The following is a 20,412-nucleotide window of genomic DNA, read 5'->3' on the forward strand; positions in this document are numbered from 1 at the left end:
TCCGTGGTCCGAGCGCAGCGAGGGGCACGGGAAAATACCGGGCACATTCGTTCTGTTGCCTGTCACGCCCAGGCGGCCTTTATCCGGCCGTCAGTCGTGCCGCATGCGAAGGGGGTCCAGGCTCAGCCTGGCGCAGGGAGGGTCCAGGGAGGGGGCGCGCAGCCCCCTCCCTGGCCGTCGGAGGCATCTTTCTCTGGCCTTACTCGGCCTGCGAATAGATCTCGTCGAGGATTTCCCTGCCGCCCGCGTCGAGGATTTCCTGGGCCAGTTCCTGGCCGAGGTCCCAGGCGTCTTCGGCGTCGCCCTGTGCGGAGCGGCGCACGGAGCGCTTGCCGTCCACGGAGGCCACGAGGCCTTCGAGGCGCACGGTCTCCTCGTCGGGCATGGTGGCGTGGCCCGCGATGGGCACCTGGCAGCCGCCCTGCAGCCCGGTGAGGAAGCCGCGTTCCGCGGTGACGCAGACGGCGGAGGCGTCGTCGTTCAGGAAATCGAGGAGTTCCGCGGTCTCGTCGTCGTCCCTGCGGTACTCGATGCCCAGGGCGCCCTGGGCCACGGCGGGCAGGAAGGCGGGCGGGGCCAGGACCTCCATGCGCGGGGCGGAGAGGCCGAGGCGCTTGAGGCCCGCGCTGGCCAGGACGATGGCGTCGTACTGGCCGTCGAGGAGCTTTTTGAGGCGCGTGTCCAGGTTGCCGCGCAGGGTCTCGATGGTGAGATCGGGTCGCAGCATGAGCAGCTGGGCCTGACGGCGCAGGCTGGCCGTGCCCACGCGGGCGCCCTGGGGCAGCTCGGCCAGGGAGGCGAAATTCACGGAGCAGAGGGTGTCCGTGGGCAGCTCGCGGGTGGGCGTGACGCCGATCTCGAGCTGGTCGGGCAGTTCCACGGGCACGTCCTTCATGGAGTGCACGGCGAGGTCGGCGCGGCCGTCGAGGAGCGCCTCCTCGATCTCCTTCACGAAGAGCCCCTTGCCGCCGATCTTGGCCAGGGGCACGTCGAGGATCTTGTCGCCCTGGGTCTTGATGGTCAGGAGCTCCACGGAGAGGCCGTCGTGTTCGGCCTCGAGGAGCGCCTTGATGTGGTTTGCCTGCCACAGGGCCAGCATGCTGCCGCGCGTGGCGATGACGAGCTTTCGCTTCATGTCGGTCCTTTGTCTCGTTTCGGGAAAGGGGGGGCGTTTCGGGGGCGCAGGGACCGGGGGAGGGGCGCGGTGCGCCTCTCCCCCGGGATCCGTGCGGGGTGCGCCGATGCTAGTGGCAGGTGGCGCAGCTGCCGCCGGAGCATCCGGCGCAGCCGCCGCCGCCCGAGGAGGGGGCGCTCGGCGCGGCGAAGTCGCCGCCGGACGCGCCGCCGTTCTTGTGGCGGCAGCAGGACATGAGCTTTTGCGTGTCCTTGGCCGCGCAGTGGGGGCAGGGGGGAGTCTCGTCGCCGAAGACCAGCTCCTCGAACTCCTTGCCGCATTTGCCGCAGACGTATTCGAAGATGGGCATTGTCTTATACCTCCGGGGATCCGTCGAGGTAGGGAGCGAGTTCGCTCACGGCCTCGAAAAGGAAATAGTCCACCAGGTCGCAGAGAACGTGTCCGATGGCGATGTGCACCTCCTGCACGAGGCAGGTGCGCTTGTGGGGCACGGCCAGCAGGCAGTCGCAGAAGCGCGCCATCTCGCCGCCGCCCTGGCCGGTCAGGCCCACGGAGACGATCTCCTTCTCGCGCGCCGCCTTGAGCGCCTGGACCACGTTCGGGCTGTTGCCCGAGGTGGAGATGCCGACGAGCACGTCGCCCTTTGCGCCCAGCGCCTGGACCTGCTTCAGGAAGGCCTGCTCGAATCCGTAGTCGTTGCCGATAGCGGTAAGTATGGAACTGTCGGTGGTCAAGGCCACGGCGGGCAGGGGCGGGCGCTCGAGCTCGAAGCGGTTGACGAACTCGGCGGCCAGGTGCTGCGCGTCCGCGGCGCTGCCGCCGTTGCCGCACAGGAGGATCTTGCCGCCGCGCGCGAGGCTCACGGCCATGAGGCGGGCGACGTCGACCACGGCCGGGCCGTGCTCGGCGAAGAACTTCTCGCGCAGGGCGGTGCCTGCGGCGATGGAGTCAAGGACGCGGGAAAGGGCGTTGTCGGACATCGTGGGCCTCGTCTGGTACGTGGGGTGCGAGGGTCCTGTTACACCATCGGGCACGGACCGACAAGGCGGCCCGGAAAGAGGCGCGAGGCGGCGCGCGAAGGGCCTTCCGGCCCGGGTGCGGCGGGGATCGCCGGGGGGCCGGCGTGGTGCTCTAGGGGGCGTCCTGCCCGTCGGGGAGCAGGCGGCAGTCCGTGACGTCCTCGGCGATGCCCACGAGGCGCACGAATTTCCCTCCCTCGTCGCTTACCGGGTAGTTGCGCACGGAGAGCCTGTGCATGCCGGAGCCGTTCTCGATGCGCAGCCAGTGGCGCATGCAGGCGGGCTCGTCCCATTCGCCGCGCAGGAGCCGTTCGAGGATGGCGCGGTCCTCGGGCACCACCCGCGAGAGGATGCGTCCCGGCTTTTCGTAGGCGTCGGCGCAGGGCATCTCGAAGATGCGCTCGAAGGCCGGGCTCAGGTAGCTGATGGAAAGGTCGGCCTCGATGATCCAGAACAGCTCGCGCATGTTCTCCACGAGCAGGCGGAAGCGTTCCTCGGTCTTGCGCAGCGCCTCCTCGGCGAACTTGCGCTCCGAGATGTCCATGGCCCAGAAGAAGATGGAGCTGACCTCCCCGTGCTCGTCGCGCGTGGGGAGCCACTGCGCGTAGAGGTAGGGCGCGGAGCCGTCCGGCATCATCACGGGCAGCTCGGCGATGGCCCGCTCCCCGGCCAGGGCCTTCCTGATGTAGGGGATGCTGCGCGCGTAGTTCTGCGGTCCCATGACCTCGATCACGGAGCGGCCGATGCAGTCTTCCAGCCCGTTGCCGCGGTAGTGGAGGTAGTGCCTGTTGACGAAGAGGTAGCGCTCGTCGGCGTCGATGGTGGCGATGAGCAGGGGCAGGGAGTCCAGGATGTTGCGGGTCCTGCTGTCCGTCTCGCGCAGGGTGCGGGCCGTGTGCTCGTGCTCGGCGATCTCCTCGTTCAGGCGGGCGATGGTCCGGTCGAGCTCGCGCGTGCGCTCGTGCACGCGCACCTCCAGGATGTCCCGGGTGCGGCGCAGGGCGTCCTCCAGGTGCAGGGGCTCGGTCACGTCCACCATGCAGCCGACCACGGCCTGGCTGCCGTCCTCGGCGCCGGGCATGGCCGCCACGGTGAGGATGACGCGGCGGGCCTCGCCGTCCGCGCGGCGGACGCGCAGGGGCAGCGGTCCGACCTCGGCGCCCGGACGCGAGTGCTCGCAGGCGTCGCGGAAGCGCTCCTTGTCCTCGGATACGACGAACTCCGCGAGCACGCAGCCGGTCTGCTCGGTCTGGCGCGGGGCGCGGCCCAGGAGGCGGTTCAGGGAGGCGGACATGACGCTTTTGTCGCTTGCCGGGTCGTAATGCCAGACCCCGAGGTCCGAGACGTGCTTCAGCCAGTCCGAGTGGCGCGCTTCGTCGGAGGCCTCTCCGCCCTGGCGTTCGGGCTCGAAGAAGAGGAGGAGGTTGGCGGGCTCGGTGGAGAGGGCCCTGGCCAGGGCGCAGATGGCCTTGAACGACGGTGCCGCCGCGCCGCGTTCGAGTTTGTTTAAATGTTCAAGCGAGATGCCGGCGCATTCGGCCAACTGGGCCTGTGTGAGCCCTTCCAGCTTGCGCATGAAGCGCACGCGCTGTCCAAAGGCCTTCATGTACGCTGGAGTCTTCACCTCTGCCCCCCAAATAGTAGTGACTCCCCGGACCGCGCGCGGCGCTGTCCAGGGGTCTCCCCTCCCGGTTGTGTAGTTGACACATTCAACCCTCTCTGAACACGTAATCAGATTACGTGTTTTTTTATGAAAAACAGCGCACCCAGACCGGCATTTCGAGCGGGGGCCTGATGCCGAATTTATCAAAAAGAAAGTACGGCATGAAATTATTTATACATTTCAGTGGCCGAACGCCCCCCGTGGGACGCCAGGCCGGGGACCGGAGGGCCGTCTCTCCCCCAATGCCGCGCGGGAGAGGCGAAATTCCGGGGCGCAAAAGGCTGGAATGCTTTTTTCCTATTTTTGAGACAAAATGGTAAGCGACTGAAATTATGGAGGTGAATCGTCGGCATTCGTCTTGAAAATCCGCCCCTTTTCCGGTTACAAGACCTCCGCGGCATCATATCGTTTTTCCCACGAGCCAACGATCTGGAGGTACCGACCATGCGCATTTCCTTGTCCCGGTTCCTTCCTCTCGCCCTCCTGGCGGTCCTGGGCCTGGCCCTGGTCTCCGGCTGCGGCGAGAAGAAAGAAGAAATGAAGAGCATCAAGATCGGCTTCGACATCCCGAGCACCGGCGACATCCCGAAGGTCGGCGAGTCCGCCCGCCAGTCCGCCGAGATGCTCAAGGAAGAGATCAACGCCGCGGGCGGCGTGGAGATCGCCGGCAAGAAGTATCCGCTCGAGTTCGTCTACGAGGACAACGAATCCAAGGCCGAGTCCGCCGTTTCCGCGGCGCTCAAGCTCATCGAGCAGAACAAGGTGCTCGGCATGATCGGGCCCTACGCCTCCAAGCAGGCCATTCCGGCCGGTGAGGTCGCCAACGCCAACAAGACGCCCATGATCTCGCCCTGGTCCACCAACCCGGCGACCACCAAGGGCCGTCCGTTCGTCTTCCGCGCCTGCTTCCTGGATCCCTTCCAGGGCCCGGTGCTGGCCAAGTTCGCCACCGAGGAGTTCGGCGCCAAGAAGGCCGCGGTGCTCTTCGACATCGCCTCGGACTACCCCAAGGGCCTGGCCGAGTTCTTCAAGAAGTCCTGGGAAGAGATCCACGGCCCCGGCTCCGTGGTGGCCTACGAGACCTTCACCACCAAGGACCAGGACTTCAGCGCCCAGCTGACCAACATCGTCAACTCCGGCGCCGACGTGCTCTTCGTGCCCCAGTACTACTCCGAGGTCGCCCTGATCGTGCCCCAGGCCCGCAAGCTCGGCTGGGACAAGCCCATCATCGGCTCCGACTCCTGGGGTTCCGCCGAGCTCATGCAGCTGTGCGGCGACGCCTGCAAGGGTCTGTTCTTCTCGACCCACTACGCCGCTGCCGGCGCCACCGGCGCGACCAAGGAGTTCATCGACAAGTTCCAGAAGAAGTACGGCTACGTGCCTGACGACGTCGCCGCCCTCACCTGGGACGCCACCCGCATGATGATCCAGGCCATCAAGAACACCGGCGGGCTCAAGGGCGACCTGGCCGCCCAGCGCGAGCAGATCCGTGCCGCCCTGGCCGCCATCCCGCAGTTCGACGGCATCACCGGCTCCATGAAGTTCGACGCCGAGGGCGACCCCATCAAGTGCGCGGTGATCGTCAAGATCTCCGACCAGGGTGAGTTCACCTTCTACAAGTCCGTCTGCCCGCAATAAGGGCGCCGGGCCGACAGGCCCGCAGCAGTCGATTCCGAACCGGGAGGCGGTGCGCCGCCTCCCGGAACTTTTCCTCAGAGAAAGGGCGGCCCCATGGAGATCATCTTTCAGACGCTTTTCCAGAACATCCTGAACGCGCTGCAGTGGGGAAGCTTCTACTCCCTCATCGCCCTGGGCTACTGCCTGGTCTACGGCGTGCTGCTGCTGATCAACTTCGCCCACGGCGACGTCTTCATGGTCGGCGCCTACATCTCCTATTTCTGCGCCACCCTGCTCCTCGGCCACCAGTTCGGCCTCATCCCGCCCGGCATGCCCGGCTGGCTGGTCCTGGCGCTGTGCGTGCCCCTGACCATGATCCTGACCGCGGCCGTGGGCGTGACGCTCGAGCGCATCGCCTACCGGCCGCTCAGGCGGCGCGGCGCGCACCGGCTCTACGTGGTCATCACCGCCCTCATGTGCGGCCTGATCCTCGAGAACGGCAACCTGGCGCTCTTCGGCGCCTCCCGCCGCAAGTTCCCGGCGCTCATAGAGGAGCGCGTCTGGGACCTCGGCCTCTTTTCCGTGACCAACCTGAAGATCGGCGTCATCCTCACGGCGCTGCTGGTCTTCGTCCTGCTGCAGCTCATCGTCACCAGGACCAGGATCGGCATGGCCATGCGCGCCATCTCCTGGGACCGCTTCGCCATCCCGCTCATGGGCATCCCCGTGGACACGGTGATCATCTTCACCTTCATCCTGGGCAGCTCCATCGCGGGCCTGGGCGGGCTCCTCTTCGCCATGTCCTACCCGGTGCTCGACCCCTACATGGGCGCGCTCATCGGCTGGAAGGCCTTCATCGCCGCGGTGGTCGGAGGCATCGGCTCCATCCGCGGCGCCTTCGTGGGCGGCTTCCTGCTCGGCTTCGTGGAGATCATGGTCGTGGCCGTCTTCCCGTCCACCTACCGCGACCTGATCAGCTTCTCCATCCTGCTGATCATCCTCTCCTACAAGCCCACCGGCCTCTTCGGCATGGCCAAGACCACCAAAATCTGACGGAAGGGACCAACCGATGAACTCTCCGAGCTCCACGATGCAGCGTCTCTCGGTCCCCCTCGTGCTCCTGGCCAGCCTGGTCGTCGTCACCGTCCTGGCCCACACCGGGACCATCAACGGCTACGCCCAGACCGTGCTCATCTTCGTGGGCGTGAACATCATGATGTCCACGAGCCTGAACCTGATCAACGGCAACATGGGCGAGTTCTCCTGCGGCCACGCCGGATTCATGGCCGTGGGGGCCTACGTCTCCTCGGTGCTCACGGTCGTCTTCCTGACCGACAGCCGCTTCGGCGGGGCCATCCTGCCGCCCTCCGCGGCGCTGTGGTTCTTCCCGCTCTCCCTGCTGGCCGGAGGCGCGGTGGCCGCGCTGGCGGGCCTGATCGTGGCCTTCCCCTCGTTCAAGACGCGCGGCGACTACCTGGCCATCATCACCATCGCGGCCCTGTACATCATCAAGAGCGCCATCGAGAACATCGAGGCCGTGGGCGGCGCGCGCGGCTTCATGGGCATGAGCCGCGTGGTCGCGGACATGGAAGCCGTGATCGACCTGCCCTGGATGCTCATCTGGACCTTCCTGGCCACGGTCTTCTGCATCTGGCTCATCCGCCGCTACGTCTCCTCGACCTACGGCAAGGGCGTCATGGCCATCTGCCAGGACGAGGTCGCGGCCGAGATCATGAGCGTGAACACCAACCGGGTGAAGCTCGTGACCTTCATGCTCTCCTCGGGGCTGGCCGGCATCTCCGGCGGGCTCCTGGCCCACGTGCTCGGCTACGTGAACCCGGGCAACTTCGGCATCCTGAAGTCCACCGAGGCCATGGTCATGGTCTACCTGGGCGGCATGGGCTCCATCGGCGGTGCGGTCATGGCCGCGGTGTTCATCACCTTCCTCATGGAAGGGCTGCGCTTCGTCATCCCGGCGCTGAACGACCTGCTGCACGCGATCTCCATCCTGCCCGCGGGCTACGACCTGACCCAGGTCTGGAAGTGGGTGATCATCCCGCTGCTCCTCATCCTCCTCATGATGTTCCGACCCGAGGGCATCATGGGCAACAAGGAGCTCCCGGACCTCTTCCCCAGACTGCGCAAGTACTACAAGTTCAAATAGCGAGGCGAGCATGGCCCTCATCGACGTTACGAACCTGACCATGCGCTTCGGCGGCCTCACGGCCGTGAGCGAGTTCTCCACGCGCCTGGAAGGCGGGGAGATGGTCGGCCTCATCGGCCCCAACGGCGCGGGCAAGACAACGGTCTTCAACATGGTCTCGGGCTTCTACACCCCGACCGAGGGCGCCATCGTCTTCGACGGCACGCCCACGGCGGGCATGAAGCCCCACCAGGTGACCACGCTCGGCATCTCGCGCACGTTCCAGAACATCCGCCTGTGGCACGACCTCTCGGTCATGGACAACATCCGCATCGCGCAGCACGCCCGGCTCGGCTACTCGGTCTGGGACTGCTTTTTGCGCACCGGCCGCTACCGGCAGAACGAGACGCGCATCGACAAGAGCGCGCTCGAACTGCTCGAGGCCATGGACCTCCTGCGCTACAAGGACGAGCTGCCCAAGAACCTGCCCTACGGCATGCAGCGCAAGGTGGAGATCGCCCGCGCCCTGTCCACGAACCCGAAGCTGCTGCTCCTGGACGAGCCCGCCGCGGGCCTGAACTCCGCCGACGTGCGCGGCCTCATCGACCTGGTCCGCTGGATCCACAAGGAGTTCAAGATCACCATCTGGATGATCGAGCACCAGATGACCGTGGTCATGAGCCTGTGCCAGTGGATCAAGGTCATCGACTTCGGCCGCACCATCGCCGAGGGCACGCCCGAGGACATCCAGAAGAACCCCGTGGTCATCAAGGCCTATCTGGGCGACGACCAGATCTAGGCGCAGACGCGGACGCGGCCCGAACAGGACACGAGAAGAATTTCAGGAGCCCCGGCGGACGTCCGAAGGACGGGGCGCCGGAGACCGGAGAAGCGAATGTATCTGCAAGTCAAGGATCTGGTGGTCAAGTACGGCAACATCGAGGCGCTGCACGGCATCAGCTTCGAGGTCGAGCGCGGCGAGATCGTGACCCTCATCGGCGCCAACGGCGCGGGCAAGACCACGACGCTGCACTCGGTCATGCGCCTGCCGCCCCCGGAGGCGCCGCGCGTGGTCTCCGGCGACATCCTGGTGGACGGCGTCTCCGTGCTCAAGACCCCGCCCCACGACGTGGTGGCCAAGCTGCACATGGGGCTCTCGCCCGAGGGCAGGCACATCTTCGGCAACCTCACGGTGGAGGAGAACCTGGAGCTGGCCACCTACGCGCGCGGCAAGGACACCTCGGGCATCAAGTCGGACTACGAGCGCGTCTACGCCCTGTTCCCGCGCCTGTCCGAGCGCCGCAAGCAGCGCAGCGAGCAGCTCTCCGGCGGCGAGCAGCAGATGCTCTCCGTGGGCCGCGCGCTGATGACCAACTGCGAGTTCCTGCTCCTGGACGAGCCCTCCATGGGCCTGGCCCCGCTGCTCATGTACGACATGTTCCGGGCGCTCAAGCAGTTGAACGCCGAGGGCATGACCATCCTGCTCATCGAGCAGAACGCCAAGCTGGCGCTGGACTTCGCCCACCGCGGCTACGTCCTGGATACGGGCGAGATCGTGGCCAGCGGCCCCTGCGCCGAGCTCAAGCACGATCCCGAGGTCAAGAAGGCGTACCTGGGCGGCTAGCCCCGCCCTCTCCCCGGCCGGGCCGTGACATCCGGCGCGGCATCGTCTAACACTCCGCCCGAGAGATTCGCGGATCGTGGGACAACGAAACCACGGGATCAGGCCGTTCGCGGCCGCACTGGACGCCCCGCGGCCGGTGGACGCCGCCCGCTCCGCGCGCACCCAAGACACCAGGTGACGTCTATGCCTCTGCTCGATTCCATGTGCATTTCCCTGATCGGCATCGCCGGCGCGGGCAAGTCCACGCTGGCCCCGCTCCTGGCCCGCGAGCTCGGCTGGGAATGGCTGGACACGGACCGGCTCATCGAGGCCACTTACGGCGGCAAGCTGCAGGCCATCATGGACGCCTGCGGCACCGAGAAGTTCCTCGAGCTCGAGGGCCGGACCGTCGCCCACCTGGGCGCGCAGCGCTGCGTGATCTCCACGGGCGGCAGCGTCATCTACTGCGACGAGGCCGTGCGGCGGCTGCGCCTGCTCGGTCCGGTCGTCTTCCTGGACATCTCGCTCGAAAGCTTCAGAAAGCGCGTGGGCGAGGCCCAGGGCCGCGCCTTCGTCTGCCGCGAGGGCCAGGGCCGCGACGACGTCTTCACCGAGCGCAGGCCGCTCTACCTCTCCTGCGCGGACGTCGTGGTGCGCACGGACGAGGCGACTCCGGGCGAATGCGTGCGGCGCATCGTGGACCGCCTCACGAACGACGAGGTGGGCGACCCCCGCCATCACCACGACCATGGGCACGATCATCACGGGATCGGCGACCACCGCGGCAGCGCCGCGGGACACGAAGGGGGCAAGCGTTGAGCCGGGCGAGCGTCTTCCGCAAGCTGGAGGCCCTGTACCGCGAGATGCAGGAGGCCTACGACGAGGTCGCGGGCAAGCTGGGGCACACCTGCGACGGCTGCGCCCGCAACTGTTGCGTGAGCCATTTCGAGCACCACACCTACGTGGAGTGGGCCTATTTCTGGAAGGGCATGAAGGCCCTGCCCGAGGCCGAGCGCGCGAAGATCGTGCACACGGCCGAGGAGAACGTGCGCCAGGCGCGCGTGGTCCTGGCCGAGGGCATGACCCCGAGCCTGATGTGCCCGGTGAACGTGGACGGCCGCTGCTCGCTCTACGCCAACCGGCTGATGATCTGCCGCCTGCACGGCATCCCCAACGTGCTCGCCGACCCGCGCGGCAACAGGCGCGCCTTCCCGGGCTGCTGGCTGAGCCAGGAGCTCAGCGAGAAGTTCGGGACCGAGGGCCGGGACGTGCCGCACCTGGACCGCACGCCCTTCTACATCCGCCTGGCCGCCCTGGAGCGCGAGTTCCTGGGCGCCAAGTGGGGCAGGCTGCCCAAGGTGGACAGCACGCTCTCCGAGCTCATCGTCGCGGGGGAGCCCCGCTTCTGATGGCCGGACCCAAGGGCCGGGGCAGGCCCGCGCAGGGCGACGACGCCCTCCCGGCATCCTCCACCATCCTGCTCACCTGCCCGCGCGGCCTCTCGCCCTTCCTGGCTGCCGAGGCCGCGGCGCTCGGCTACGAGGGCAGGGAGCTCGCCGCGGGCGTGGCTGTCACGGGCGGGCCGCTCGACTGCCTGCGCCTGAACCTGCACCTGCGCACCGCCCACCGCGTGCTCTACGAGGTGGCCCGCTTCCGCGCCCCGGACCCGGACGCCCTGTACGCGCGCGGCCGCGAGCTGCCCTGGGAGGAGTGGTTCCTGCCCGGCGCCGCCTTCTCCATCTCCTCGAGCGTGCAGAACCCGCACGTGCGCGACACCCGCTTCCCCAACCTCAGGCTCAAGGACGCCGTGGCCGACCGCTTCAGGGCGCGCACGGGCAGCCGCCCGGACTCGGGCCGCGAGCGCGCCGGGGCCTCGGTCTTCCTGCACTGGCGGGGCGACGACGCCACGGTCTACCTGGACACCACGGGCGAGCCCCTGGCCAGGCGCGGCTACCGCCTGCAGCCCCACAGGGCGCCCATGCAGGAGACCCTGGCCGCGGCCTGCCTGCTGGCAGCGGACTACGACGGCGCTCTCCCGCTGGTGAACCCCATGTGCGGCAGCGGCACCCTGGCCATCGAGGCCGCGCTGATCGCCACGCGCACCGCGCCCGGGCTCCTGCGCACGAACTTCGCCTTCTCCTTCCTCGCCCCCTTTGCGGACGAGGCCGGGGACAAGGCCTGGAAGGACATGCGCACGCAGGCGCGCCGCGCCATGCGGCCCGCGCCCTGCCCCATCCTGGCCACGGACATCGACCCCGCGGCCGTGGACGCCACGCGCGCCAACGCCGAACGCGCGGGCATGGACGAGGCCGTGGCCGCCGTCGAATGCGACTTCCGCGACACGCCGCTGCCCTCCGACCCCGGGATCATCGTCATGAACCCGGAATACGGCCAGCGCCTGGGCAGCCAGGAGAAGCTCGAGGGGATCTACGCGGCCACGGGCGACTGGCTCAAGCAGCGCTGCATGGGCTGGCGGGCCTTCGTCTTCACCGGCAACCTCGAGCTCGCGGGCCGCATCGGACTCCGCCCCTCGCGCCGCATCCCCTTCTGGAACGCCAAGATCGAATGCCGCCTCCTGGCCTACGAGCTCTACGCGGGCAGCCGCAAATCCGGCGCCTGACCCCTTCTCCCGTCGCTTTAGCGCCCCTTTCCGGGAACCCCTCCGCCTCCTTCCCGAACTCTTGACTGCCGCCCGCCAGGGGGTAATCTATGTAATGGTGGCGAGGGCTCTGGTTGCCCTGCCGTTCCGGAATATCAGCAAGGAGGCAGCATCATGTTCGAGAACTGGCTTCCCGAGTTGCGTCGCCGCTCGTTGGAGACGAGCCGGCCGACGAGCATTGCGGACCTCATGGAGGAGTTCTGGAAGGAGCCCATGAAGGTGTTCGAGGACTTCCCCGCGTCCCGCCGCATGGCCTTCCCCTCGGTCAACATCGCCGAGAACGACAAGGAGATCACGGTCACGGCCGAACTGCCCGGCATGGAGGCCAAGGACGTGGACATCTCCCTCGAGCACGGCGTGCTGACCATCAAGGGCGAGAAGAAGTTCGAGCAGGAAGAGAAGAAGGAACAGTACCACCGCATCGAGCGCAGCTACGGCGCCTTCTCCCGCTCCGTGCGCCTGCCCAAGGCCGTGCAGGAGGACAAGGTCAAGGCCACCTACACGAACGGCGTCCTGACCCTGACCATGCCCCTGGCCGCCGAGGCCAAGAGCAAGAAGATCGAGATCCGGTCCTGACCGGGCCGGGCCTGGTTCTCTTGCTCCTTGAATCCGACGCCTTTTGAACGGCCTGCGGTAGCGAGTCTGCTGTCGCTTTTTCGTGGGGAAGGGAGGGAAGGCCCCCTTCCCCACACCCCATCCCCCCCATCCCCCTAAACTTTCTGGTTCGCTTCGCGGGGCTGGACGACAGCCCGGAGACGGTCGGTCCGGTCATGGTCGGCGCGGCCGTGCGCCGTGTGCGGACGTGAAGATCGGGCCGTATCTCCTGTGCCTGCGAGGAGAACAGCGAGCGCTCATGAAGGCTCATGGGCAAAGGAGAGGGGAAGAAGGGATTTCGAGAAACTTTTCAGACCTGGACGAGGGGTTCGGGGGGACTGTCCCGATAATCGGGCCCCGACGGCGACCGTGCCCGAGATTTTTCCGCGGTCCGAGCGCAGCGAGGCTCGCGGGAAAAGCTCGGGCACTTTCGTTCTGCTGCCTGCCACGCCCAGGCGGCCTTTATCCGGCCGTCAGTCGTGCCGCACGCGAAGGGGGTCCAGGCTCAGCCTGGCGCGGGGAGGGTGCAGGGAGGGGCGCGCAGCCCCTCCCTGCCCGCCGGAGGCATTCTTTTCCCGGTCTATCCGGCCTTGAGCTCGCCGATGAGGTCGCCCAGTTCCGAAGCCATGTCCGCCAGTTCGCTCACGGCGCGTTCGGAGCGGGCCATGCCCTCGGCCGTTTCCGAGGCCACGCGGTTGACCTCGTCGATGGACTGGCTGATCTCCTCGGAGGCCGCGGACTGCTGTTCGGCGGCCGAGGCGATGCTCTGGATCTGCAGCGCGCTCGTCTCGACCAGGCCCACGATCTCGCCCAGCGCCGTGCCGGACTCGCCGGAGAGCGCAGCGGCCTTGTCGACCACCTCCACGGTGCGGCCCATGTCGCTCACGTTGCGCTTGGCCGCCTCCTGGATGCCCCGGATGTTCTCGGCCACTTCCTTGGTCGCGCCCATGGTCTTCTCGGCCAGCTTCCTGACCTCGTCCGCGACCACGGCGAAGCCGCGGCCCGCGTCGCCCGCGCGCGCGGCCTCGATGGCGGCGTTCAGCGCCAGGAGGTTGGTCTGGTCCGCGATGTCGTTGATCACGTTGATGATCAGCCCGATGGACTCGGCCTGCTTGCCGAGCTGCCCCAGGTTGTCGTTCATGGAGGCGGACTTGCTCTTGACCTCGTCCATGGTGGTCACGACCCGGGTGACGATCTCGGCGCCCTCCAGGGCCTTCTGCTTGGCCTGATCCGCGCCGCCTGCGGCCTCGGAGGCGTTGCGCGCGACCTCCATGACCGTGGCGTTCATCTCTTCCATGGCCGTGGCCGTCTCGGCCATGCGGCCCTTCTGCTGCTCCGTGCCGCGGGTGATCTGCTCGGTCTGGGAGGAGAGCTCCTCGGCCGCGGTGGTGATGCGGCCGACGATGCCCTCGAGCCTGCCCGCCGCGGCCAGCATGCCTTCCTTGACCGCGGCGTCCGCCTTGCGGCGCATGGCCTTGGCCTCGGTCACGTCCTGCAGGACCTCGATGAAGCCGATCTTCTCGCCGCTTCTGTCGTAGAGGAAGGAGGAGTTGGCCTGGTACTCGAGCCCGTTCTGGGCGAAATCCGTGGTGCTCTGGCCGCGCTTCATGCATTCGGCCGCGCAGCGCTCCGTGCCGCAGATCTCGGTGTCCCACTCCCTGCACTGCTTGCCCGCGATCTGGGCGCGCGTGAGGCCCGTGGCCTTTTCCGCGGCCTTGTTCAGGAAGGTCCAGTTGAGGTCGTTGTCCGTGACCGAGATGGGGAACGAGATGGAATCGAGGATGGACTCGTACCAGAAGGTCTTCTCGACCACGATGTCGAAGGCTTCGTTCAGGTAGCGCGCGGCAGTGCCGACCTCGTCCCTGGAGGCGACCTCGAGGCGGCGGTTGAAATCGCCCTCGGCAAAGGCCCTGGCTGCCGTGACGATGGAGCCGAGCGGCTTGCTGACCAGCCGGCGCGAGACCGCGAAGACCACGATCAGCAGCAGGAGCACGGCGCCGCCGCCGATGAGGAAGCTCGTGCGCACGCTGGCCTCGGCCTCGGCCATGAGATCGTCCATGGGCACGGAGATGGCGAGGCTCCAGGGCGTGTCGGTGCCGTCCACGGTGAAGGGCGTGAGCACGTAGTAGGAGCGCGCGCCCGTGGCCAGGGACTTGTTCTCCTCCGTGCGCACGGTGCCCTTCTTGATGGCCTCGACGCGGGCGGTGGCGTCCTTGCGCACCTCGAGCACGCCCTTGCCCACGAACTCCGCCTTGGGATGGGCCACGTACACGGCGTCGTTGGAGAAGAGGAAGGCGTAGCCCTTCTCGAAGGGCTTGAGGCCGAGCACGAGCTTGCTCAGGTTCGCCTCGTCGATGTCCACGCCGGCCACGCCGACGATCTTGCCCTTGTCGAGGATCGGGGAGCAGAGGCTGATGAGGGTCACGGTCTTGCCGCCCTGCGTCACCTGGTATGGCTCGCTCAGCGTCTCGTGGCCCGCGGCCAGGGTGGCGGCATAGAGCTTGCCCGCACCGGGCTTGTCCGCGGACGGCAGGGCGTCGATTACGATCTCGCCGTTCTGCCGCGTGGCGCGCGGCATGAAGCGGCCGTCGTCGTCGGAGCCGGTCACGCCCATGTTGAAGTCGTCGTGGTTGTCGAAGGCGTTTTCCTTGAAGCCGAACCACACGGCGAAGTACTGCGGGTTGTTCTCGAGCATGCCGCGCAGCACGCGCATGGTGTCGTTGCGGCTGAGCCCGCTCTCCTTGATGCCTTCCATGAGGTCGGCCAGGGTGTTGGCCGCGTGCATGGGCTCGCTCAGGGCCGCCTTGACCAGGGCGGCGTCTGCCTCGCCCTCGGCCTTGGCCGCGTCGTAGACCCGGCTGCGCGCCGTTTTTTCCAGCGTCGTGGCGGAATACCAGATGACCCCGGAGAAGACGGCCAGGGTGACGATGCCCACGACCAGGGAGAGTTTCAGACCGATGCCCAGATTGCGCATGTGAGGCCTCCTGGAAAATGTCAAATGAAGTCTTAGGAAAGCCCCCGGGGGAGGCAATTATATTATCGAGGCTGAAGGGCTAAGGCAGGGAACCCGCGGTCAGCGCTCCGTGAGGAGCAGTCTGGCGCCGAGCGCCAGGAAGAGGCCGCCGCAGGCCTTGTTCAGGACCGCCGCGACCCGGGGCTTGCGGCGCAGGAAGCCGGTCACGCCCGAGGAAAAGTACGCCAGGCAGAGGCACCAGACGGTGCCGGTGAGGAAGAAGGTGGCGCCGAGCAGCAGGAAGGGCAGGATGCCGCTGTCTGCCCCGGGGTCCACGAACTGGGGCAGGAAGGCCAGGAAGAAGAGCGCGACCTTGGGATTCAGCACGTTGGTCAGGAGCCCCTGCAGGTAGATGGTCCTGTTCGAGGCGGCCGCGCCCTCGCGCGGGATGAAGCCGCCGTCCCTGGCGAGCAGGGCCTTGAGGCCCAGGTAGCCGAGGTAGAGCGCCCCGGCGGTCTTGACGATCTGGAAGGCCAGGGCGGAGCGGGCCAGGACCACCGAGAGCCCGAGGGCCGCGAGCAGGGTGTGCACGGCCACGCCGGAGCTGATGCCGAAGACCGAGAGGAGCCCGGCCCTGCGCCCCTGGGCCACGCTGCGGCCGAGGATGTAGAGGGTGTCAGCGCCCGGGGTCATGTTGAGCAGGATGCCCGCGAGCAGAAAGAGCTTGAAGTGGAGTATGCCGGTCATGGTCCGTGTCCCGTGGCGTGAAGGGCGGCCCTGCGGCCGCCTAGCCCACGCTCAGCGGCTTGCCCGCGAGCCCGCAGAAACCCTTGGCGTCGTCGCCCGTGCGCGCGGGATCGGCCCAGCGCCACATCATGCACTTGGGTCCCTGGCAGAACTTGAGCTTGTCGTCGTGGGTGGTGAGAAGCGGACAATAGGTGAACCTGGCGTCGCTCGGCGTTGCCAGCATGACGTCCTCCTTGCGTGTCGTGCGCGGACGTATAGCATAACCAGTCACGATCCGCTACTTCTCAGGGGCTTGCGGCCCCGGCGCGGCTGAGGCATGGTGCATTCCCAAGGCTGCGTGCGAGCCCCGGGCCGCTTCGGCGGCTTCCGCGGGACCGGGCGCGGCGCGGGAGACCGGAAGGGACGGGAAGCATGGCCGAGGAGAAGGAGCACGGGAGCGTGCGGCGCCGGGTGTGGCGCAAGCGCACCAGGGAGAACCGCGAGGGCGTGGCCGCCGCCATGGGCGACGTCCTCTCCGGGCTCGTGGAGCGCCTCGGCGGCACGGCCCGCATCCGGCTGACCTCCCTGTGGCGCGTCTGGGCCGAGGTGCAGACGCCGGAGATCGCGGCCCTGGCCCCTCCGCTCGGCGCGCGCGGGCGCACCCTGGTGCTCGGCGCCGAGGACCCCGTGGTCATGCAGGAGCTGGCCTTCATGGCCCCGGAGCTCCTGCGCCGGGCCAACGGCTTCCTCAAAGAGGAATATTTTGACAAAGTGGTCTTCGAGTTGGTAAGTGGCCGAGTCCCGCTGGACGGCATAAGGGGCCTTTCGGCTCCGCCTCCCGCGCCGCGCGTCAAAGGGCCGCGCGACCTGGGAGGGCTGGCGGACCTCATGGCCTCGGACGATCCCGTTGGCCGCAGTTACAGAGCCTATGTCCGCCGCTTCCGCGGCGAGAGCGATACCGGAGGACAGCAATGAGCGACGTCATCGAAGTCAAGTTCGAGGATCTGGGTCTGACCAAGCCCCTGGAGAAGATGACCCAGAAGGAACTGCGCGAGATGTGCATGGAGAAGCTCCCGCAGATCACGGGCGCTTCGGGCAAGAGCAAGGAAGAGCTGGTGGCGATCATCAAGGAGCTCTTCGGCATCGAGGATACCGAGCCCACCCCGGCCGAGCTGAATAAGGAGAACATCCTGAAGCTCAAGGCCCAGATGCGCGACCTGAAGGGCAAGCGCGCGGAGCTCGGGAACCGCAAGCAGCGCGAGATCATGCGCCGCAAGATCAGCAAGCTGAAGAAGGAGACCCGCCGGCTGGCCAAGAACGTCTAGTCCGGGTCTTGACATTTTCTGGGACGCTCATTAAAAAGCTGCTTCCCATTGCTGGGGGATCGTCTAGCGGCAGGACGACGGGTTCTGGCCCCGTTAACCAAGGTTCGAATCCTTGTCCCCCAGCCATTAGCGCATTCTGGAGGTTCCCTGGCCTCCGTTCGAGCGTCCCTATCGTCTAGCCTGGCCCAGGACACCAGCCTTTCACGTTGGCGACGCGGGTTCAAATCCCGCTGGGGACGCCAATATTTCAAAGGGGTTGCGAGTGATCGCAACCCCTTTTTCGTTTCGGGGAGGTGTGGCGGGGAGGCGACTTTCTCCGGCGCCACCGGGCCGGTCCCCGCCCGATGAGCCGTCCCTTTCGCTGCCCCGTCCCCCCTGAATGTCCCGGCTCAGCCCCCGTTTTTTCGGCCGTGGTTTCTTCGCAGCGACAAAGGTGCCTTGTCGCAAGAGCTGCGCTGCTGTCTCTGCACCATCCTGTCCCGTCATGAATCTCATGTTCCGGCGAAGATGAAGCCGCAATAATGAAGACCGCAGTCGTCAATATTGATGGAATATAGGTGATGTTGATTAATATTCGGCAAGGGGATAGACACCGCCTTGGTGAATGATACGACCTCTTGCGCAACGGCGAGGGCCCATGGAAAGGACACCGGACGGGCAACATGCGGAAATTGCACGAGATGGCAGGTATGCTCCTTGGGAAGGGCCGCCTCCCTCGTGGGCTGAATACAAAGAGGCCTGCCTGGCGAAACGAGTGCAGATCGACAAGACGATCGTCTACATGGCGATCGATCTGCCGGGGATGCCGAAGACTGCCTGCATTCCGTGCACGCTGGTGCTTCTGCTCGGCTACATCGCCTTGCCCGCTTCCGTCGCCTGGTATTTCATCTCCGACATTTCCGCCTTGTGGATGGTCGGCGGCCTCGCGGCAAGCTACTCGCTCATAAGGCTTTCGCGCGAGCTACGGTGCATCGGGATCAGGGAGGCAGCCTTCAGGAACGAAGAGCTCTACGTCTTCCTGCTCGAGCGCGGCGCGTTCCTGTTCGGGCCCGACAGGGCATGATGCAGTAAAAGGAAGTCTCTCCGCGGCCACGGAGCGGCCCCGTCTCTCCAGGACGGTCCTTTCCCCTTTGCCGATTCGCCCCGCGCCCCCTCTGTCTTCCCGTGCGCCGCAAAGTCCCGTATAGATCGAGCGCAGCCCGGCATACGCCGGTTCCCTCCTGGAGGCGCACCATGGATCGCAGGTTCTTCCTCCGCCTTTCGCTCTTCGCCGCCGCCTCGGCGCTCGTCGGCTGGCGGCCTTCGCCCGCCCGGGCCGCCTCTTCCCGCGTTCCGGGCGAATACGACGCCGTGATCGTCGGCGCGGGGCTCGGCGGCCTCACGTGCGCGGCCTATATGGCGCGGAACGGGTATCGTCCGCTGGTCCTGGAGAAGCAGGGCACGGTGGGCGGCTATGCCGGTTCCTTCACGCGCAGCGCGGGCGGCGCGGAGTTCACCTGCGAGATCTCGCTGCACGCCTCGGCGCTGACCACGCCGGATTCGACCAGGATGCTCGAGGACGTGGGCGTGCGCGACAAGATCGACATCGTGCCGCACCCCCATGCCTGGGTCTCGCGCTTTCCGGACTTCACGGTGGAGGTCCCCGCCAGGACCGGACTCGACGGCTTCGAGCGCCAGCTCGCGGGCATGTTCCCTGCCGAGCGGCAGGGGCTGGCGGACTACTTCGGGCTTTGGCGCGGGGTCATGGCCGAGCTCGCGAAGCTCGACAAGGGGCTCTCCCGGGAAGAACGGGCGGAATTCCCGAGGCTCTTCCCGAACCTCTGGGCCATCCGCGACAAGACCGTGGGCCAGCTCATCGACGCCAGGCTGCGCGACCCGCGCGCCAGGGCCGTGCTCGCCCAGAGCTCCGGCTACTACGGCCTGCCGCCCTCGCGGCTCGCGGCCTTCTACTATCTGGCGCCCACGGCCGACTACCTGACCTACGGCGGCGACTACATCAAGGGCACCTCCCAGTCCCTGAGCGACGCGCTGGCCGACGCGGTGCGGGCGGGCGGGGGCGAGGTCGTCCTGGACACCGCGGCCGTCGGGATCCTCGTGGAGAACGGCCGGGCCGTGGGCGTGCGCGCGGACGACGGCCGCGACTACCGCGGCCGGGCCGTGGCCGTGAACTCCGCCGCGCCGGACCTCCTCGCGGGCCTCCTGCCGCAGGGCGCGCTGCCCGAGAAGCAGCGCCGCCGCATGGCGGGCCTCTCGCCCAGCCCGTCGAGCTTCATCGTCTGGCTCGGGCTCGACAGGGACATCACCCGCGACTTCCGCTTCGCCGAGATGTCCTGCTTCCCGGGCACGGACCTCGACGCCTCCTGGCAGACAGCCATGGACTGCGACCTCGGCCGCTCGGGCTTCTCGCTCATGGTCTACGACAACCTGATCCGGGGCTACTCGCCTCCCGGGCACACCAGCCTGAGCATCATGTCGCTCACCGGCTACGACCACTGGAAGCCGTTCGAGGCGGCCTATCACGCCGGGGACAAGAAGGCCTACGACCGCGAGAAGGCGCGGCTGACGGCGCTGCTCGTGGAGCGCGCCGAAAGGCTCGTCCTGCCCGGGCTGTCGAAGATGATCGTGATGCAGGACTCGTCCACGCCCCTGACCAACGTGCGCTTCACGGGCAACACGGCCGGGGCCCTGTACGGCTACAACCAGACCCCGGACAACTCCTTCATGACCCGGCTTCCGAACCGCACGGGCGTCCCCGGCCTCTATTTGTGCAGCGCCTGGGGCGATCCGGGCGGCGGCTACGGCGGCGTCATGCTCGGCGGCAAGAAGGCCTTCCGGGAGATGGTGGAGGACTGGGGCTAGGAAATATCCACGGTATTTTCACAGCTGTGAGCAGTTTGTGCGGCCGCAGGACGTCTTTGGCTAAAAATCAACAGCCGTTTATACGATAAATAGAGGATGGCTGAACATCCCTTACT

The 20,412-nt window shown here is 67.2% G+C and carries 20 protein-coding genes and 2 tRNA genes; 15 read left to right on the plus strand and 7 right to left on the minus strand.

Annotated elements, in window-relative coordinates:
* Positions 1-199: 199 nt before the first annotated feature.
* The 4 genes from hemC to DSX2_RS17685 all read right to left on the minus strand — a co-directional run bounded on the left by hemC (position 200) and on the right by DSX2_RS17685 (position 3,778).
* A complete protein-coding gene (hemC, locus tag DSX2_RS11820) occupies positions 200-1,135 on the minus strand; it encodes a hydroxymethylbilane synthase (protein ID WP_020881334.1) in 936 nt (311 codons plus the stop codon).
* Positions 1,136-1,244: 109 nt separating this feature from the next.
* A complete protein-coding gene (locus DSX2_RS11825) occupies positions 1,245-1,484 on the minus strand; it encodes a zinc ribbon domain-containing protein (protein ID WP_020881335.1) in 240 nt (79 codons plus the stop codon).
* Positions 1,485-1,488: 4 nt separating this feature from the next.
* Positions 1,489-2,115, minus strand: a complete 627-nt coding sequence (locus DSX2_RS11830) for a D-sedoheptulose 7-phosphate isomerase (RefSeq protein WP_020881336.1) — start codon at positions 2,113-2,115, stop codon at positions 1,489-1,491.
* Between the two features lie 151 nt (positions 2,116-2,266).
* The gene (locus DSX2_RS17685; RefSeq protein ID WP_152512932.1) at positions 2,267-3,778 is read right to left on the minus strand and encodes a PAS domain-containing protein; all 1,512 of its coding nucleotides are present in this window, start codon (positions 3,776-3,778) and stop codon (positions 2,267-2,269) included.
* Positions 3,779-4,261: 483 nt separating this feature from the next.
* On the opposite strand from DSX2_RS17685, the gene DSX2_RS11840 reads away from it, so the two are divergent.
* From DSX2_RS11840 to DSX2_RS11880, 9 genes are all read left to right on the plus strand, one after another.
* Positions 4,262-5,455: an ABC transporter substrate-binding protein gene (locus DSX2_RS11840; protein ID WP_020881338.1), complete on the plus strand. Its 1,194-nt coding sequence runs from the start codon at positions 4,262-4,264 to the stop codon at positions 5,453-5,455.
* A gap of 93 nt (positions 5,456-5,548) precedes the next feature.
* Entirely contained in the window at positions 5,549-6,487 is a 939-nt protein-coding gene (locus DSX2_RS11845; protein ID WP_020881339.1) for a branched-chain amino acid ABC transporter permease, read from the plus strand.
* A 37-nt stretch (positions 6,488-6,524) separates the two neighbouring features.
* Positions 6,525-7,598: a branched-chain amino acid ABC transporter permease gene (locus tag DSX2_RS11850; protein ID WP_020881340.1), complete on the plus strand. Its 1,074-nt coding sequence runs from the start codon at positions 6,525-6,527 to the stop codon at positions 7,596-7,598.
* 10 nt (positions 7,599-7,608) lie between these two features.
* Entirely contained in the window at positions 7,609-8,376 is a 768-nt protein-coding gene (locus DSX2_RS11855) for an ABC transporter ATP-binding protein (protein ID WP_020881341.1), read from the plus strand.
* A 96-nt stretch (positions 8,377-8,472) separates the two neighbouring features.
* Positions 8,473-9,201, plus strand: coding sequence for an ABC transporter ATP-binding protein (locus DSX2_RS11860; RefSeq protein WP_020881342.1), 729 nt, complete (start codon positions 8,473-8,475; stop codon positions 9,199-9,201).
* 183 nt (positions 9,202-9,384) lie between these two features.
* A complete protein-coding gene (gene thrB, locus DSX2_RS11865) occupies positions 9,385-9,999 on the plus strand; it encodes a homoserine kinase (protein WP_020881343.1) in 615 nt (204 codons plus the stop codon).
* A complete protein-coding gene (locus DSX2_RS11870) occupies positions 9,996-10,589 on the plus strand; it encodes a hypothetical protein (protein ID WP_020881344.1) in 594 nt (197 codons plus the stop codon). The genes thrB and DSX2_RS11870 overlap by 4 nt, the downstream gene beginning before the upstream one ends.
* Positions 10,589-11,800, plus strand: a complete 1,212-nt coding sequence (locus tag DSX2_RS11875) for a class I SAM-dependent RNA methyltransferase (protein WP_020881345.1) — start codon at positions 10,589-10,591, stop codon at positions 11,798-11,800. The genes DSX2_RS11870 and DSX2_RS11875 overlap by 1 nt, the downstream gene beginning before the upstream one ends.
* Before the next feature lie 153 nt (positions 11,801-11,953).
* Positions 11,954-12,415 (plus strand): Hsp20/alpha crystallin family protein, encoded by a 462-nt coding sequence (locus tag DSX2_RS11880; protein ID WP_020881346.1) that lies wholly within the window; start codon positions 11,954-11,956, stop codon positions 12,413-12,415.
* Positions 12,416-13,013: 598 nt separating this feature from the next.
* Here DSX2_RS11880 and DSX2_RS17690 read toward each other — a convergent pair.
* The 3 genes from DSX2_RS17690 to DSX2_RS11895 all read right to left on the minus strand — a co-directional run bounded on the left by DSX2_RS17690 (position 13,014) and on the right by DSX2_RS11895 (position 16,356).
* Positions 13,014-15,407 (minus strand): methyl-accepting chemotaxis protein, encoded by a 2,394-nt coding sequence (locus tag DSX2_RS17690; protein ID WP_020881347.1) that lies wholly within the window; start codon positions 15,405-15,407, stop codon positions 13,014-13,016.
* A gap of 99 nt (positions 15,408-15,506) precedes the next feature.
* A complete protein-coding gene (locus tag DSX2_RS11890; protein WP_020881348.1) occupies positions 15,507-16,133 on the minus strand; it encodes a LysE family translocator in 627 nt (208 codons plus the stop codon).
* 40 nt (positions 16,134-16,173) lie between these two features.
* Positions 16,174-16,356, minus strand: coding sequence for a hypothetical protein (locus DSX2_RS11895; RefSeq protein WP_020881349.1), 183 nt, complete (start codon positions 16,354-16,356; stop codon positions 16,174-16,176).
* Between the two features lie 188 nt (positions 16,357-16,544).
* Here DSX2_RS11895 and DSX2_RS11900 point away from each other — a divergent pair, with 188 nt between their 5' ends.
* From DSX2_RS11900 to DSX2_RS11925, 6 genes are all read left to right on the plus strand, one after another.
* On the plus strand, positions 16,545-17,087 hold the full coding sequence (locus tag DSX2_RS11900; protein ID WP_020881350.1) for a DUF721 domain-containing protein: 543 nt from the start codon (positions 16,545-16,547) through the stop codon (positions 17,085-17,087).
* A complete protein-coding gene (locus tag DSX2_RS11905; RefSeq protein WP_020881351.1) occupies positions 17,084-17,437 on the plus strand; it encodes a hypothetical protein in 354 nt (117 codons plus the stop codon). Before DSX2_RS11900 ends, DSX2_RS11905 begins: the two co-directional genes overlap by 4 nt.
* 52 nt (positions 17,438-17,489) lie before the next feature.
* A tRNA-Gln gene (locus tag DSX2_RS11910) sits at positions 17,490-17,563 on the plus strand.
* Positions 17,564-17,601: 38 nt separating this feature from the next.
* Positions 17,602-17,679: transfer RNA gene (locus DSX2_RS11915), tRNA-Glu, on the plus strand.
* A gap of 512 nt (positions 17,680-18,191) precedes the next feature.
* Entirely contained in the window at positions 18,192-18,500 is a 309-nt protein-coding gene (locus DSX2_RS11920) for a hypothetical protein (RefSeq protein ID WP_020881352.1), read from the plus strand.
* A 170-nt stretch (positions 18,501-18,670) separates the two neighbouring features.
* Positions 18,671-20,296: an NAD(P)/FAD-dependent oxidoreductase gene (locus tag DSX2_RS11925; RefSeq protein WP_020881353.1), complete on the plus strand. Its 1,626-nt coding sequence runs from the start codon at positions 18,671-18,673 to the stop codon at positions 20,294-20,296.
* The last annotated feature ends 116 nt before the right edge of the window (positions 20,297-20,412 follow it).

Origin of the sequence: Desulfovibrio sp. X2 (assembly GCF_000422205.1) — a bacterium.
In the GTDB taxonomy this organism is placed as follows: Bacteria; Desulfobacterota; Desulfovibrionia; order Desulfovibrionales; family Desulfovibrionaceae; genus Alkalidesulfovibrio.

Coding starts and splice junctions, on each gene's coding strand:
- hemC (WP_020881334.1), bottom strand. CDS start 1,135: ATGAAGCGAAAGCTCGTCATCGCCACGCGCGGCAGCATGCTGGCCCTG.
- DSX2_RS11825 (WP_020881335.1), bottom strand. CDS start 1,484: ATGCCCATCTTCGAATACGTCTGCGGCAAATGCGGCAAGGAGTTCGAG.
- DSX2_RS11830 (WP_020881336.1), bottom strand. CDS start 2,115: ATGTCCGACAACGCCCTTTCCCGCGTCCTTGACTCCATCGCCGCAGGC.
- DSX2_RS11840 (WP_020881338.1), top strand. CDS start 4,262: ATGCGCATTTCCTTGTCCCGGTTCCTTCCTCTCGCCCTCCTGGCGGTC.
- DSX2_RS11845 (WP_020881339.1), top strand. CDS start 5,549: ATGGAGATCATCTTTCAGACGCTTTTCCAGAACATCCTGAACGCGCTG.
- DSX2_RS11850 (WP_020881340.1), top strand. CDS start 6,525: ATGCAGCGTCTCTCGGTCCCCCTCGTGCTCCTGGCCAGCCTGGTCGTC.
- DSX2_RS11855 (WP_020881341.1), top strand. CDS start 7,609: ATGGCCCTCATCGACGTTACGAACCTGACCATGCGCTTCGGCGGCCTC.
- DSX2_RS11860 (WP_020881342.1), top strand. CDS start 8,473: ATGTATCTGCAAGTCAAGGATCTGGTGGTCAAGTACGGCAACATCGAG.
- thrB (WP_020881343.1), top strand. CDS start 9,385: ATGCCTCTGCTCGATTCCATGTGCATTTCCCTGATCGGCATCGCCGGC.
- DSX2_RS11875 (WP_020881345.1), top strand. CDS start 10,589: ATGGCCGGACCCAAGGGCCGGGGCAGGCCCGCGCAGGGCGACGACGCC.
- DSX2_RS11880 (WP_020881346.1), top strand. CDS start 11,954: ATGTTCGAGAACTGGCTTCCCGAGTTGCGTCGCCGCTCGTTGGAGACG.
- DSX2_RS17690 (WP_020881347.1), bottom strand. CDS start 15,407: ATGCGCAATCTGGGCATCGGTCTGAAACTCTCCCTGGTCGTGGGCATC.
- DSX2_RS11890 (WP_020881348.1), bottom strand. CDS start 16,133: ATGACCGGCATACTCCACTTCAAGCTCTTTCTGCTCGCGGGCATCCTG.
- DSX2_RS11895 (WP_020881349.1), bottom strand. CDS start 16,356: ATGCTGGCAACGCCGAGCGACGCCAGGTTCACCTATTGTCCGCTTCTC.
- DSX2_RS11900 (WP_020881350.1), top strand. CDS start 16,545: ATGGCCGAGGAGAAGGAGCACGGGAGCGTGCGGCGCCGGGTGTGGCGC.
- DSX2_RS11905 (WP_020881351.1), top strand. CDS start 17,084: ATGAGCGACGTCATCGAAGTCAAGTTCGAGGATCTGGGTCTGACCAAG.
- DSX2_RS11925 (WP_020881353.1), top strand. CDS start 18,671: ATGGATCGCAGGTTCTTCCTCCGCCTTTCGCTCTTCGCCGCCGCCTCG.